Genomic DNA, 13,198 nt, shown 5'->3' with positions numbered 1-13,198 from the left:
CATGGCAACCATCCTGCAAGTCCAGAACGTCAACAAGCGCTTCGGCGGCCTGAAGGCGCTTGACGACGTCAACCTCACGGTCGAGGAGGGCACGATCCACGCCATCATCGGCCCCAACGGCGCCGGCAAGTCGACGCTGCTCAACTGCTTCGTCGGCCGGCTGACGCCCGACACCGGCACGGTGATGTTCAACGGCCAATCGCTGCTGGGGCTGAAGCCCCACGAGATCAACCAGGCCGGGGTGTCGCGGGTGTTCCAGACCCCCGAGATATTCGAGGATCTCACCGTGCTGCAAAACGTGATGATCCCGGCGCTGGCCAGGCGCGACGGGGCCTTCACGCTGAACGGCTGGCGGCGGCTGGAGGACGAAAACGAGATTCGCGATCTGGCGCTGCACACGCTGGAGGACGTGAACATGGCGGACAAGAAGGCCATGGAGGCCGGGGTCCTGTCGCGCGGCGACAAGCGGCGGCTGGAAATGGCCATGTGCCTGATCCAGGATCCGCGGCTGCTGCTGCTCGACGAGCCCACCGCCGGCATGGCGCGCGCCGACACCAACGCCACCATCGACCTGCTGCAGCGCCTCAGCCATGAACGCGGCATCACCAAGGTGGTGATCGAGCACGACATGCATGTGGTGTTCTCGCTCGCCGACCGGATCAGCGTGCTGGCCCAGGGCCATGTGATCGTCGAGGACCTGCCCGAGAACATCAAGGGCAACAAGCTGGTGCAGGAAGCCTATCTGGGAGGAGCGCAGGAATGACCCCGCAAGACGATCGCGGCCATGGCCGCGCCGCCAACAGCCGCAGCCTCGGCACCGCGCCGGCGTTCTTCTCGGCCTGGGACCTGCACGCCTATTACGGTGAAAGCTACATCGTGCAGGGCGTCAGCTTCAACATCCACGAGGGCGAGATCGTCGCCCTGCTGGGGCGCAACGGCGCCGGCAAGACATCGACGCTGCGCACCATCGCGCGGCTCGACAATCCGCGCCTGACCCGTGGCGAGATCCGGCTCGACCACAAGGCGCTGCACGAGATGACCGCCCATCAGGCCGCGCGCGAGGGCGTGGCGCTGGTGCCCGAGGACCGGCGCATCATCCAGGGGCTGACGGTGGAGGAGAACCTCCAGCTGGCCCAGATCGCCCCGCCCCACGGCTGGAGCATCGAGCACATCTACGAATTGTTCCCGCGTCTCGGCGAACGGCGCAAGCAGGAGGGCACGACGCTGTCGGGCGGCGAGCAGCAGATGCTGGCCATCGGCCGGGCGCTGGCCCGCGACATCAAGCTGCTGCTGCTGGACGAACCCTACGAGGGGCTCGCGCCGGTGATCGTGCATGAAATCGAACGCACCCTGGCCGAGATCAAGGCGCTGGGCATCACCACCATCATCGTCGAGCAGAACGCCGTCGCGGCGCTGAAGCTGGCGGATCGGGCGATCATCCTCGACATGGGCCAGGTGGTGTTTGACGCGACGGCCGAAGAGGTGCTTGAAAACGAGGACCTGCGGCACGAGTATCTCGCCATCTGATTTCAAGCGTCTGGCGCGGCGCCGCATCCGGGCGGCGACACGTCAGCGGACCACGCAAGCGGCAGATGGGGCGCGCGCCCTGTCCGCCATCGGGAACCCATGCAGGGATTGCGCCATGACTGAACAACACAGCTATCCGCCCTCGGCCGACATCGTCGCCAACGCCCATGTGGACGCGGCCGGCTACGAGAAGATGTACGCCGCCTCGATCGCCGACCCCGACGCGTTCTGGGGCGAGCACGGCAAGCGGATCGACTGGATCAAGCCGTATGCGAAGGTGAAGAACACCACGTTCGAATACCCCGACGTGTCGGTCAAGTGGTTCGAGGACGGCACGCTGAACGTCTGCGCCAATTGCGTGGATCGGCATCTGGAGACCCGCGGCGACCAGACCGCGATCATCTGGGAAAGCGACGATCCGGGGCTTTCGAAGCGGATCAGCTATCGCGAGCTGCACGCCGAGGTCTGCAAGTTCGCCAATGTCCTGCACGCCATGGGCGTGGCGAAGGGCGATCGGGTGGTGATGTATCTGCCGATGATCCCCGAGGCCGCCTACGCCATGCTGGCCTGCGCGCGCATCGGCGCGGTGCATTCGGTGGTGTTCGCCGGGTTCTCGCCCGATGCGCTGGCCGACCGGATCCGGGGCGCCGGCGCCAAGCTGGTGATCACCGCGGACGAGGCCCCGCGCGGCGGCCGCGCCACGCCGTTGAAATCCAATGTCGACGAGGCGCTGGGCAAGTGCGGCGACGACGTGAAATGCCTGGTGGTGCGGCGCACCGGCGGCGAGGTGGGCTTCAACCCGGGGCGCGACGTCTGGTATCACGAGGAGGCGGATCGCGCGCCCGACCACTGCGACCCGGTCGAGATGAACGCCGAGGACCCGCTCTTCGTGCTCTACACCTCGGGCTCCACCGGACAGCCCAAGGGGGTGGTGCACAGTTCGGGGGGCTATCTGGTCTTCGCCTCGATGACCCATCAATACGTGTTCGACTACCATGACGGCGACGTCTACTGGTGCACCGCCGATGTCGGCTGGGTGACCGGGCACAGCTACATCGTCTACGGGCCGCTGGCCAACGGCGCCACAACGCTGATGTTCGAGGGCGTGCCCACCTACCCGGATGCGGGCCGGTTCTGGGACGTGTGCGACAAGCACAAGGTCAACATCTTCTACACCGCCCCCACCGCCATCCGCGCGCTGATGGGCAAGGGGCCGGATTTCGTCGATCGCGCCGATCTGTCGAGCCTGCGGATCCTGGGCTCGGTGGGCGAGCCGATCAATCCCGAGGCCTGGGAATGGTACAACCACCATGTGGGCCATTCGAAATGCCCGATCGTGGACACCTGGTGGCAGACCGAGACCGGCGGCATCCTCATCTCCCCGCTGCCCGGCGCCACCACGACCAAGCCGGGATCGGCGACAAGGCCGTTCTTCGGGGTGAAGCCGGTGATCCTCGATGAAAGCGGCAAGGAGATCGACGCCATGGAGGCCAAGGGGGTGCTGGCGATCTCGGACAGCTGGCCAGGGCAGATGCGCACCATATTCGGCGATCACGACCGCTTCGTGTCCACCTATTTCGAGCATTACAAGGGCTATTACTTTTCGGGCGACGGCTGCCGGCGCGACGCGGACGGCTATTACTGGATCACCGGGCGGGTGGATGACGTGCTCAACGTCTCGGGCCATCGCATGGGCACGGCGGAGATCGAATCGGCGCTGGTGGCTCATCCCAAGGTGTCCGAGGCGGCGGTGGTCGGCTATCCGCACCCGGTGAAGGGGCAGGGGATCTACTGCTACGTCACGCTGATGGAGGGCGAGGACTACGCCGACGATCTCAAGGCCGAGCTGCGCAACTGGGTGCGCCACGAAATCGGCCCCATCGCCAGCCCCGACCTCATCCAGTGGGCGCCGGGCCTGCCCAAGACCCGCTCGGGCAAGATCATGCGCCGCATCCTGCGCAAGATCGCCGAAAACGAATTCGACACGCTGGGCGACACCTCGACGCTGGCGGATCCGTCGGTGGTGGAGCACCTGATCGAACACCGCATGAACCGCTAGCCGCGAGCGCGGCCCCTGCACGCGAACGGCCCCCGGTTTCGGGGGCCGTTTCGCGTTTCAGCCTCTGCCAGCGCGACCCCGGATCAAACCCGGGGCGCGGCCGCCCCTCGCGGGCCGGCTCAGCAGTTCATCAGCCGGGCCACCTGTTCGGCGATGGGATCGACGGACAGCGGGTGTTCGTCCACCGAGACGCTTTTCGCGGATTCGACCCGGCGCCAGGATTCGCCCTGATAGATCTCGAAGGGCGAGAAACGCGACTTGTAATCCATCTTCGACGAGCCCGGCACCCAATAGCCCAGATAGACATAGGGCAGCCCGGCCTGACGCGCGATGTCCACATGGTCGAGGATCATGTAGGCGCCGAGACTGCGGCGGTTTTCCTGCGGGTCGAAGAAGGAATAGACCATGGACAGCCCGTCCGAGAGCACGTCGGTGAGGCAGGCGGCGACCAGCGTGTCGCCCCCAATTTCGCCCCCGTTTTCACCCGCGTTTTCACCCGCGTCGCGGCGGGTGTATTCGACCACGCGGGTGCGCACGGGCGTTTCCTCGATCATCGCGGCGAATTCGAACACGTCCATTTCGGCCATGCCGCCCTCGGCGTGGCGGCTGTCGAGATAGGCGCGAAACAGCGCGTATTGCGCGTCGGTGGCGCTGGCCGCCGAGGCCTGTCGGGTGAGATCGGCGTTGCGCCGCAGCAACCGGCGCTGCGACCGGCTGGGGCGGAAATCCGCCACCGGAATGCGGGTCGAGAGGCAGGCCGAGCAGCCCGCGCAGGAGGGGCGATACACCACCCCCTGGCTGCGCCGGAAGCCGCGCAGCGACAACAGGTCGTTGACCGCCGCCGCATCGGGGTTGCGCAGGGTGGTGAACAGCTTGCGCTCCGATCTGCCCTCGAGATAGGGGCAGGGCTGCGGTGCGGTGACGAAGAACTGGGGCGCGATCCTGCCGCTGTGGTGACTCATGGGTATTCCGATCCGCTCGAACTGGATCCGACGGTAGCAGCCCGTCGGCGGGGCGTCACCAATTGATCGCAGAGGTTTTGCGGGGAATGCCCCGGGTCGCCCATGACGCGCGCGCCGCCGGCCCTGCGGGCGATGTCGCGCCGGCGCCGCGCGGGGGCGGCGTCGGGCGGGCGTCTGGCAGGGGCGCGCTCGGGGCGTTCAATGCGGCCCTCGGGTCAGCCAGCGGGCTGCGCGTCGTCCGATTCCGGGCGGCTGCGGTCGCTCATGAACTGGTCGAACTCGGACTTGTCGCGGGCCTGACGCAGGCGTTCCAGAAAATCTTCGAACTCGGATTGCTCTTCTTCGAGCCGGCGCAGGGTTTCGTCGCGATAGGCGTCGAAAGCGGCGTTCCCGGTGGCGCGGCGGGCCTTGCGCCGGCCCCATTTGCGGTTGTGACGATGATTGCAGCCCATGCGATTGCTCCACAGCATGTAAATCAGGATGGCGAGGCCGAGCGGCCAGACCATGACGAAACCCAGCACCATCACGGCGATCCAGGCCGGTTTGCCCCATTCGTCGAGCTGAGCTTCAGCCCGCCTGAGCCAGTCGATGATCGTTTCCATATGCGCCATGCTCCCTTGTCGTGGATGTGAATGTTAATTACATTTACATACGTGGTGGCAATCCGGGTCCGTTCAAGTGTTTTCGGAATATTTTTCGGACCCGCGCCGGGCGAGGTCAGTCGTCATTGCGGATCAGGCCGAGCCCGCGCAGATAGATCATCGAACCGGTTTCCAGCAGGTCTTCGGCCGAAATCGGCGCCCGGGGGTCGCCGGGGACGCGGGCGAACAGTTCCACCACGCCATGGGACATCGCCCAGATATGATAGCTCATCATTCGCACCGGCGGGCGCTTGTCGGGCGGCAGCTTCATGGCCAGCGCCTCGGAGGCGGCGTACATCACCCCCATGGCCTTTTCCGAGGCCGCCAGCAGCGCCGGGTCGCCGCGCATGGGCACGCCGGCCTCGAACATGGCGATGTAATAGGCGGGTTCGCGCCGGGCGAAGGCCAGATAGGCCCGCCCCACGGATTCGAACGCCGACAGCGCCGAGGGCCGGCCGTTGTCCCAGGCGCGCTCCAGCAGATCGGCGAACAGTTCGAAGCCGCGCCGGGCGGTTTCGGCGATCAGATCCTCGCGCGATTTGAAATGCCGGTAGGGCGCGGCGGCGGAGACCCCGGCGAGCCGGGCGATTTCCGCGAAGGTGAAGCCGTGCGGGCCCTTGTCGGCGATCAGCTGCCTGGCGGCGTCCAGCAAGGCTTCGCGCAGGTTGCCATGGTGATAGCCGCGCCGCCTGGGGCCGTCGCCGCCCGCATCGTCGCCCGCATCGCCGCCGCTGTCGTTTCGCCCGTCCATGCAAGCGGTTATAGAGCGCGCGGCGCGGTATGCAACGCAAGCCGGGCGCTCATCGGATCGGCACGCTCAGGGGATCGCCGGTGATGGCGGGGTCGGGGGCGCCCACCGACTCGGGCCGCTTGCCGGGGTAATCCACCGCGCCGAGCACCCGGCGCATGACCTCCAGCCGGGCGCGGCGCTTGTCGTCGGCGCGAATCACCGTCCAGGGCGCGGCGGCGTGATGGGTGCGCGCGAACATGTCGGCGATGGCGCGGGAATACTCATCCCAGCGGGACAGGGAGTCGACATCGATCCGGGACAGCTTCCACTGCTTCAGCGGGTCGGATTCGCGCGCCAGAAAGCGGCGCAGCTGTTCGGCGCGGCTGATGGTCAGCCAGATCTTGATCAGCGTCACGCCGTCCTCGACCAGCGCGGTCTCGAAAGGCGGGGTCTGGTGAAAGAACCGCTCGCGCTGGGCCTCGGTGGAGAACCCGAAAATGCGCTCCACCACCGCGCGGTTGTACCAGGACCGGTCGAACAGCGCGATTTCGCCCGCCGTGGGCAGATGCCGGATGTAGCGCTGGAAATACCACTCGCCGCGCTCCGCGTCGCTGGGCGCGGTCAGCGCCACGACGCGGGCGCCGCGCGGGTTGATGTTTTCGGTGAGCCGCTTGATGGATCCGCCCTTGCCCGCGGCGTCGCGGCCCTCGAACACCACCACCAGCCGCCCGCCGGCGTCGCGCAGCCCGTGCTGCATGCGCACCAGTTCGATCTGCAGCGCCGCGAACCGCTTTGCGTAGGCCTTGGCGCCGAGGCGTTTCTCGTAGGGATACCCCGGCGCGATGATGTCCTTTCGCCCGGCGTTCTCGATGGCCTCGCGCACGTCTTTCGGGGCGGCGTTGGCGAAGAAATCGGATATCGCGCCCCCGAAGGGCTTTTCGTCGCTGTCGCTGGTCATCCTTCACCTCGTCGCGCCTTCTGGCGGCTCAGCATGGCCCGACAGCGGCGCGACGGCAAGCCGCGGGCCGGATCAGGGCGCGCCGATGCGCGCCATGTCGTAGGGGGTCGACTGGTAGATCTCGTTGATCCAGTTGCCGAACAGCAGATGCGCATGGCTGCGCCAGCGGTTTTCGGGCATCCGCGAAGGGTCGTCGTCGGGATAGTAGTTGACCGGCAGGGCGATGGCCTCGCCCCTGCTCATGTCGCGGTCGTATTCCTCTTTCAGCGATGTGGTGTCGTATTCGATGTGGTTGAACATGTAGAGCGCGCGCCGCCCCGGATCCTCCAGCAGGCAGGGCCCGGTTTCCGGCGCGGCGGCCAGCAGGCGGGTGGCGGCGGGCAGTTCGGATTCGCGGATTTCGGTCCAGCGGCTCACCGGGATGACGAAATCATCCGAGAACCCGCGCAGATAGGGCGAGGCCGGCGCCAGGTTGCGATGCCGGAAGCAGCCGAAGGCCTTGTGCGCCAGCGGATGCTTCGCGACGCCGTGAAAATGGTGCAGCATGGCCTGCGCGCCCCAGCAGATCGCCAGCGTCGAATGCACATGGGTCTGGGTCCAGGCGAAGGCCTCGCACAGCTCGCTCCAGTAGGCGACCGCCTCGAAATCCAGCAGTTCGATGGGCGCGCCGGTGATGATCAGCCCGTCGAATTTCCGCGATTTCGCCTCGGCGAAGGTGGTGTAGAACGCCTCGAGATGCGATGCGGCGGTGTTCTTGGCCTTGTGCGAGCCCATGCGGATCAGCGTCAGTTCGATCTGCAGCGGCGTGGCGCCGATCAGCCGGGCGAACTGGCTTTCGGTGCGCTGCTTGTTGGGCATCAGGTTCAGCAGTCCGATCTGCAGGGGGCGAATGTCCTGGCGATGCGCGGTCTCCTCGGACATCACCATCACCCCCTCGCGCGCGAGCAGTTCGATGGCGGGCAGTCCGGTGGGGATTCTTATTGGCATTTTTAAATGAATTCCCTGACTTGCGCGACTTTCTTCATGTCGCGAATCGCCGCGCCAGCGCCGCGGCGATCAGCGCGATGAAATCGGCCTCGATTTCCACGGCGGCGATGTCTTCGGCCTCGACGGTGACGCCCCACATGTCGGCCATGGCCTGGTAGAGCGGCCGGCGATGGGCGATCTGGCGCGCGAAGCCCCAGCGGATGAAGGCGTCGGGATCGACCTTGTCGGGGGCCACGTCATGGGTGGCGAGATATTCGGCCCAGCCCTGCGCCAACATGGATTCGGCATAGTAGATCGGTTTCGGGGCCAGATCGAATCGCGCCTTCAGCGCCGCCTCATGCGCGTCGTCGCCGCGGATATAGACCGGCAGAACCGTGCTCGCCAGCGCGCTCATCACCGGATCGTGGCGATCCGAGGGATCGACCACCTCGCAGATCGACCCCGAAGTGTCGCAGATGAAATGCGTGAAATCATACAGGTCCCGCGCCAGTCGGGAAAACCGGCGCGCATCCAGCGTGGCGTCGATCTCGGCCTCGCGATGCAGGCGCTGGCGCTGGATGTAGTCGTCGATGGGCACGCCGCCGCGCGCCGGATCGCCGGGCTTGCCCAGCCACAGCGACAGCGGCGTGAGGTTGTGAAAGCTGAGCTTGGACTTGATGCGGATCGAATCCGTGCGCAGCAGCTTGCGCAGCACCGGGTTCTTCATCGCCTCGCGCTTGAAATCGTCGGTGATGCGTTCGCCCAGGTAGCGCGTGCCGATGCGGTAATCCACCGAGTAATGGAACCAGTCGCCCTGTTCGCGCATCATCGCCGATATGCGGGTCTTGCCGACGCCGGACATGCCGATCAGCGCCACGGATTTGCGCGGCGCCTCAAGCCAGGATTGCGGGGAATCGTAAAGCATGTGCGGCCTCGCGATGGTCAGGACCGAATCCCTAATCGGTCGCGGGCGGAAAGAAAAGCCGCCATGGGGGCGCGCCGCATGGCGTGAGTTGCCAGACGCAACTTGTGGCGCGACACTGCATTCGTTCATTGGAACAACGGAACAGGAGAGAAATCATGCTTCGCTGTCTCGCCGGGGCGCTCGTCGCGCTCATGCTGCTGTCCGCCGCGCCGCTGGGCGCCGAGGAAAAGCCTCCCGTGCGCATCGCCATCCATGTGGATGACAACGACCCCAAGCGCATGAACATGGCGCTCAACAACGCCGCCAACGTCACCAGATACTACGAGGCGCAGGGCCGCGAGGTGGAGATCCAGATCGTCGCCTACGGCCCCGGCCTGCACATGCTGCGCGCCGACACCAGCCCGGTCGCCGCCCGCATCGCCGCCATGTCGCTGGAAAACGAGAACCTGACCTTCGCCGCCTGCGGCAACACCATGCGGCGCATGAGCGAGAAATCCGGCAAGCCGGTCGAACTGATCGACGAGGCGGTGCAGGTGCCCTCCGGCGTGGTGCAGCTGGTGGAGCTGCAGATGCAGGGCTACGCCTACATCCGGCCCTGATCGCGCCGCCGGCCTGAAACGACGACAGCCCGGCGGGGGCGCCGCCGGGCTGTCGCCATCGCCAAGGCGCCGCCCTATTTGTTGGCGATGCGGTCCACCGAGACCTGCAGGATGGATTCGGCCTCGGCCTTGTCGCCCCAGCCGATGACCTTCACCCATTTGCCTTCCTCGAGATCCTTGTAGTGTTCGAAGAAATGCTTGATGCGGTCGCGGGTCTTGGCGGGCACGTCGGTCAGGTCCTGGATATGGGCCTGGAACGGATCGACCTTTTCCACCGGCACGGCGATGAGCTTGTCATCCATGCCGCCGTCGTCCTCCATCTTCAGCACGCCCACGGGGCGGCAGCGGATGACGACCCCCGGCGCGAGGTCGAAATCGCACAGCACCAGCACGTCGGTGGGGTCGCCGTCGTCATGCAGGGTGTTGGGCACGAAGCCGTAATTGCAGGGGTAGAACATCGGCGTGTTGACGATGCGATCCACGAACACCGCGCCCGAATCCTTGTCGATCTCGTATTTGACCGGCGCGCCGCCGCCGGCGCCGCCGGTGATCTCGATCACCACGTTGATGTCGGAAGGCGGGTTCTTGCCGGCGGGAATGGCGTCGATGTTCATGGCTGCTCCTGCATGAATAGGCGCCGGCCGGATGCTCGTCACGGGGGCGGCGCGAAAGGCGGGGATACTGCGGCGCCCTTAGCATGCTGCGGCGCCGCGTAAAAGGCTTTTCACGCCGCCGGGGCGACGCGGCCGCCAGGCGCCCGTCCCGCCCCATGACCGCCGGCGTCAGCGTTCGGAGGCAAGCGTGCGCAGGCGGCGGCGCTCGGCGCGCAGATTCATCAGATTGGCCGCGAACACCAGCCCGGCGCCGACGAAGACCGCGATGTCCAGCGGTTCGCCGTAAAGCATGACGCCGATCATGGCGATCATCGGCAGGCGGATGAATTCCATGGGCGCGACAACCGAGGCCGGCGCGCAGCCAAGCGCCTTGGTGACGCAGAAATGCGCGCCCAGCCCGCACAGCGCCACCAGCGCGACCCAGGGCGCCGAATGCGCGTCGGGCAGGGTCATGTCGCCGTCGATCCCGGCGAAGACCAGGCCGAAAACCGCCTGCATGGCGGTCATCCAGAACAGGATCGAGATCACGTTTTCGGTGCGCGACAGCTTCTTGGTGAAGATCACCGTGCCGGCGAATCCCACGGCCGCCGACAACGCCGCGATCTGGCCGACCCCGAAGCCCAGGTGACCAGGCTGGGCGACGATGAGGATGCCGGCAAACCCGATCGCCGCGGCGATCAGCCGGGCGCGGGTCATGGTCTCGCCCAGCAGCAGCGGCGCCAGCAGCGTCACCCAGAGAGGCGAGGTGAATTCAAAGGCGAAAAGCTGCGCCAGCGGGATCATGGTGACGGCGAAGAACCACAGGTTCTGGCCGAAGAAATGCGCGATGTTGCGCCCCAGATGCAGCTTCAGCCTGCGCGCGCGGATCGGCCCGGCGTCGGGGCGCAGCGCGGTGACGGCGAGCACGATGCCAAGCCCGATCAGCGACCGGTAGGCCATCAGTTCGAAAGTGTCGAGCCAGGCCGCCACCTCGCGCCCGGCGATCGCCATCAGCGAAAATCCGCTGAGCGCCCCGAACATCCAGGCGGCCGCGGCGACGGGGCGGTTGTCCCGGGCGCTGCGGACGGCGGATGCGGCGCTCACGCCGGAGGTCGCGCGGGTCGGGGCGCGGCGGAAGCGCGATGTGCGGGTCGGGGCTTGAGTCCGGGCTTGAGTCGGGGCTTGGGCAGGGGCTTGGGCAGGGGCGCGGATTGGCGGGCGTTCACGCAGCCGCCTCCTCAAGCATCTGCGCCGCCGCGTCCAGCGCCAGCATGTAGCCGCGCGCGCCGAACCCCATGATCACGCCGTCGGCGACGCAGCTGATGTAGCTATGATGCCGGAACGATTCACGGCGGTGGGTGTTGGACAGGTGCAATTCGATGATCTTGCCGTCGAAGGCGCGCAGGGCGTCCATGATCGCCACCGATGTGTGGGTGTAGGCCCCGGCGTTGATGATGATGGCGGCGCAAGCGTCGCGGGCGGCGTGGATGGCGTCGACCAGCGCGCCTTCGTGGTTGGACTGGCGGAACTCCAGCTCCAGCCCCAGCAGCGCCGCCTGATCGGCGCAGCGCGCGCCGATGGCCTCCAGCGTGTCGGCGCCGTAGATCTCGGGCTCGCGCAGCCCCAGCAGGTTGAGATTGGGGCCGTTGAGGATGAGGATCTTGAGCATGGACATGGGCGAGGACATGGGCGCGCTTCCCTGATTGCCGGACTTGCGCGGCCACTTGACGCCCACGCGGGCGGCGAATGCAAGTCCAATATGCCGGCCGCGCGGCGCGAGGCCGCCCGGCCCCGGCGCCATGCGGCTCAGACCGGGGTCAGCCGATTGCGGATCCGGCGCAGCAGCAGCGCCGTGTAGATCAGCGCCGCGCCGACGCCGAGCGCCGAGAAGCCAAGCGGCCAGGCGACCAGCGCCTCGCCGACGCCGTTCCAGATCAGCGTCGCCGCGCCCAGCAGCGTCAGCGCCGCCCCGATGTTGCGCAGCGTGGCGTCATCGCCGGTCAGGCGGCTGATCTCGCGCCCCGAGATGAACAGATCGACGCCGAGCCAGATCAGCCACAGCGCCAGCAGCACGATCAGCACCCGTTCGGTCAGCCCCGGCGCCAGCAGCGCCGCCGCCCCGATGCCGACCCCGATCAGCGCCCGGGTCATGCGCCGCCCGCCCTGCGACTTGTCGCTCGCCAGCAGCCCGACGAGCCCGTCGAGGATCAGATAGGCGCCGATGATCCAGACCAGCGCCAGCAGGCTGGCCCCCGGGCGCAGCAGCGCGAACAGCCCGAAAGCGGCGAAGGCCAGCCCGCGCAGCAGGAATGTCCACCAAAGGGCGCCCATGCGCGCGGCGGGGCCGGCGCGGACCGGGATGGGGTCGTCGTGAGGATTGCTCATGGGATGGTCGCTCCCTTTGTTGCGCCGGCTGCGCGGCGGTCAGACCGGCGCGGGGAATCGCGCCGGGCGCAGGCCCGACTGGAACCAGCAGATGAAATCATGGATCGAATGCACCGGGCGCGCCGTGGCGGCGGCGATGTCGGCGGCGAAGGGGGTCATGTTGGTGCATTCCAGCAGAATCGCGCCGACCTCCGGCGACCTGGCGACCAGCCCCCGCGCCGCGTCCAGCAGATCCTCGCGGGCGGCCGCCACATCCATGCGCGGTTCGTCGCCGAGGATCACGCGGGTGAATTCGCGCCCGGTCTCGACCCCCGCCACCGGGGTTCCCGTGGGCACGTTGGCGGCGGCGAGATGGGCGGGACTCAGGGTCTCGGCGGACACGGTCAGCACCCCGACCCGTCGCCCCGGCGGCAGCAGGGCGTCGATCATCGCCGCCTGCATCAGCGCCGAACTGGCCACCGGCGCCCCAAGCGCCGCCGCAAGATCCGCCTGAAACACCGACAGGAAGCCGCAATTGGTGGCGATGCCCGCGCAGCCATCGGCGATCAGTTCGCGCCCGGCGGCGATGAAGGCCGGCAGCAGCCCCTCGGCCCCGCGGCGCACCACCAGATCCGGCGAGGCCCCGCGCACCACGCGATAGCGCACCGGAAACGGCCAGCTGCGGGCGTTGCCCATGTCGCCGGGAATGCGGGGAAACCGGGCCTCGAGCATGAGAATGCCGATTTCGGCGCCGTATACGGACTTTCCGCCCTCGACGATCATGCCCGCCCCTGTTCCTGTTCCTGTGCCCGTTCCTGCGCCGCGCCCCCGCCGGTCGCGCGCGCCCGGCGGACTGGTCAACTGGCCGATTGAC

Annotated in this window: 15 protein-coding genes; 4 read left to right on the top strand and 11 right to left on the bottom strand. The window is 67.4% G+C overall.

The genetic code is table 11. The features are described 5' to 3' along the window. Nucleotide 1 precedes the first annotated feature (1 nt). The 3 genes from AC1HC7_RS05360 to acs all read left to right on the top strand — a co-directional run bounded on the left by AC1HC7_RS05360 (nucleotide 2) and on the right by acs (nucleotide 3,586). Entirely contained in the window at nucleotides 2-763 is a 762-nt protein-coding gene (locus AC1HC7_RS05360) for an ABC transporter ATP-binding protein (protein WP_479496010.1), read from the top strand. Next, nucleotides 760-1,527 carry an ABC transporter ATP-binding protein gene (locus AC1HC7_RS05355; RefSeq protein WP_479496011.1) on the top strand — a complete coding sequence of 256 codons (768 nt, stop codon included), beginning with the start codon at nucleotides 760-762 and terminating at the stop codon, nucleotides 1,525-1,527. Before AC1HC7_RS05360 ends, AC1HC7_RS05355 begins: the two co-directional genes overlap by 4 nt. A 115-nt stretch (nucleotides 1,528-1,642) precedes the next feature. Further along, the gene (acs, locus tag AC1HC7_RS05350) at nucleotides 1,643-3,586 is read left to right on the top strand and encodes an acetate--CoA ligase (protein WP_479496012.1); all 1,944 of its coding nucleotides are present in this window, start codon (nucleotides 1,643-1,645) and stop codon (nucleotides 3,584-3,586) included. Nucleotides 3,587-3,705: 119 nt separating this feature from the next. On the opposite strand, the gene AC1HC7_RS05345 is transcribed toward acs, so the two are convergent. The 6 genes from AC1HC7_RS05345 to AC1HC7_RS05320 form a co-directional block, all read right to left on the bottom strand. Continuing rightward, nucleotides 3,706-4,548 carry an arginyltransferase gene (locus AC1HC7_RS05345; RefSeq protein ID WP_479496013.1) on the bottom strand — a complete coding sequence of 281 codons (843 nt, stop codon included), beginning with the start codon at nucleotides 4,546-4,548 and terminating at the stop codon, nucleotides 3,706-3,708. 215 nt (nucleotides 4,549-4,763) lie between these two features. Then, nucleotides 4,764-5,150 carry a DUF2852 domain-containing protein gene (locus tag AC1HC7_RS05340; protein ID WP_479496014.1) on the bottom strand — a complete coding sequence of 129 codons (387 nt, stop codon included), beginning with the start codon at nucleotides 5,148-5,150 and terminating at the stop codon, nucleotides 4,764-4,766. A gap of 115 nt (nucleotides 5,151-5,265) precedes the next feature. After that, complete coding sequence (locus AC1HC7_RS05335) at nucleotides 5,266-5,940, bottom strand: TetR/AcrR family transcriptional regulator (RefSeq protein WP_479498749.1); 675 nt, start codon at nucleotides 5,938-5,940, stop codon at nucleotides 5,266-5,268. Nucleotides 5,941-5,989: 49 nt separating this feature from the next. Further along, complete coding sequence (gene ppk2 / locus AC1HC7_RS05330; RefSeq protein WP_479496016.1) at nucleotides 5,990-6,877, bottom strand: polyphosphate kinase 2; 888 nt, start codon at nucleotides 6,875-6,877, stop codon at nucleotides 5,990-5,992. Nucleotides 6,878-6,949: 72 nt separating this feature from the next. Beyond that, nucleotides 6,950-7,864: a homoserine O-succinyltransferase gene (locus AC1HC7_RS05325; protein WP_479498748.1), complete on the bottom strand. Its 915-nt coding sequence runs from the start codon at nucleotides 7,862-7,864 to the stop codon at nucleotides 6,950-6,952. A 34-nt stretch (nucleotides 7,865-7,898) separates the two neighbouring features. After that, complete coding sequence (locus AC1HC7_RS05320; protein ID WP_479496018.1) at nucleotides 7,899-8,768, bottom strand: ATPase; 870 nt, start codon at nucleotides 8,766-8,768, stop codon at nucleotides 7,899-7,901. 155 nt (nucleotides 8,769-8,923) lie between these two features. Here AC1HC7_RS05320 and AC1HC7_RS05315 point away from each other — a divergent pair, with 155 nt between their 5' ends. Next, nucleotides 8,924-9,367 carry a DsrE family protein gene (locus AC1HC7_RS05315; RefSeq protein WP_479496019.1) on the top strand — a complete coding sequence of 148 codons (444 nt, stop codon included), beginning with the start codon at nucleotides 8,924-8,926 and terminating at the stop codon, nucleotides 9,365-9,367. A gap of 74 nt (nucleotides 9,368-9,441) precedes the next feature. Here the strand turns inward: AC1HC7_RS05315 and ppa are convergent, their stop codons facing one another. The 5 genes from ppa to AC1HC7_RS05290 all read right to left on the bottom strand — a co-directional run bounded on the left by ppa (nucleotide 9,442) and on the right by AC1HC7_RS05290 (nucleotide 13,107). Beyond that, a complete protein-coding gene (gene ppa, locus AC1HC7_RS05310) occupies nucleotides 9,442-9,981 on the bottom strand; it encodes an inorganic diphosphatase (RefSeq protein WP_479496020.1) in 540 nt (179 codons plus the stop codon). A gap of 168 nt (nucleotides 9,982-10,149) precedes the next feature. Then, entirely contained in the window at nucleotides 10,150-11,064 is a 915-nt protein-coding gene (locus AC1HC7_RS05305; RefSeq protein ID WP_479496021.1) for a DMT family transporter, read from the bottom strand. Nucleotides 11,065-11,182: 118 nt separating this feature from the next. Continuing rightward, complete coding sequence (aroQ, locus tag AC1HC7_RS05300; RefSeq protein WP_479496022.1) at nucleotides 11,183-11,647, bottom strand: type II 3-dehydroquinate dehydratase; 465 nt, start codon at nucleotides 11,645-11,647, stop codon at nucleotides 11,183-11,185. Between the two features lie 119 nt (nucleotides 11,648-11,766). Beyond that, nucleotides 11,767-12,345: an HdeD family acid-resistance protein gene (locus tag AC1HC7_RS05295; protein ID WP_479496023.1), complete on the bottom strand. Its 579-nt coding sequence runs from the start codon at nucleotides 12,343-12,345 to the stop codon at nucleotides 11,767-11,769. 39 nt (nucleotides 12,346-12,384) lie between these two features. Continuing rightward, nucleotides 12,385-13,107, bottom strand: a complete 723-nt coding sequence (locus AC1HC7_RS05290; RefSeq protein ID WP_479496024.1) for an aspartate/glutamate racemase family protein — start codon at nucleotides 13,105-13,107, stop codon at nucleotides 12,385-12,387. Nucleotides 13,108-13,198 lie beyond the last annotated feature (91 nt).

Source organism: Oceanicella sp. (assembly GCF_056449545.1).
This window is presented reverse-complemented; position numbering and strand designations above follow the sequence as displayed.

Coding starts and splice junctions, on each gene's coding strand:
- AC1HC7_RS05360 (WP_479496010.1), top strand. CDS start 2: ATGGCAACCATCCTGCAAGTCCAGAACGTCAACAAGCGCTTCGGCGGC.
- AC1HC7_RS05355 (WP_479496011.1), top strand. CDS start 760: ATGACCCCGCAAGACGATCGCGGCCATGGCCGCGCCGCCAACAGCCGC.
- acs (WP_479496012.1), top strand. CDS start 1,643: ATGACTGAACAACACAGCTATCCGCCCTCGGCCGACATCGTCGCCAAC.
- AC1HC7_RS05345 (WP_479496013.1), bottom strand. CDS start 4,548: ATGAGTCACCACAGCGGCAGGATCGCGCCCCAGTTCTTCGTCACCGCA.
- AC1HC7_RS05340 (WP_479496014.1), bottom strand. CDS start 5,150: ATGGAAACGATCATCGACTGGCTCAGGCGGGCTGAAGCTCAGCTCGAC.
- AC1HC7_RS05335 (WP_479498749.1), bottom strand. CDS start 5,940: ATGGACGGGCGAAACGACAGCGGCGGCGATGCGGGCGACGATGCGGGC.
- ppk2 (WP_479496016.1), bottom strand. CDS start 6,877: ATGACCAGCGACAGCGACGAAAAGCCCTTCGGGGGCGCGATATCCGAT.
- AC1HC7_RS05325 (WP_479498748.1), bottom strand. CDS start 7,864: ATGCCAATAAGAATCCCCACCGGACTGCCCGCCATCGAACTGCTCGCG.
- AC1HC7_RS05320 (WP_479496018.1), bottom strand. CDS start 8,768: ATGCTTTACGATTCCCCGCAATCCTGGCTTGAGGCGCCGCGCAAATCC.
- AC1HC7_RS05315 (WP_479496019.1), top strand. CDS start 8,924: ATGCTTCGCTGTCTCGCCGGGGCGCTCGTCGCGCTCATGCTGCTGTCC.
- ppa (WP_479496020.1), bottom strand. CDS start 9,981: ATGAACATCGACGCCATTCCCGCCGGCAAGAACCCGCCTTCCGACATC.
- aroQ (WP_479496022.1), bottom strand. CDS start 11,647: ATGTCCTCGCCCATGTCCATGCTCAAGATCCTCATCCTCAACGGCCCC.
- AC1HC7_RS05295 (WP_479496023.1), bottom strand. CDS start 12,345: ATGAGCAATCCTCACGACGACCCCATCCCGGTCCGCGCCGGCCCCGCC.
- AC1HC7_RS05290 (WP_479496024.1), bottom strand. CDS start 13,107: ATGATCGTCGAGGGCGGAAAGTCCGTATACGGCGCCGAAATCGGCATT.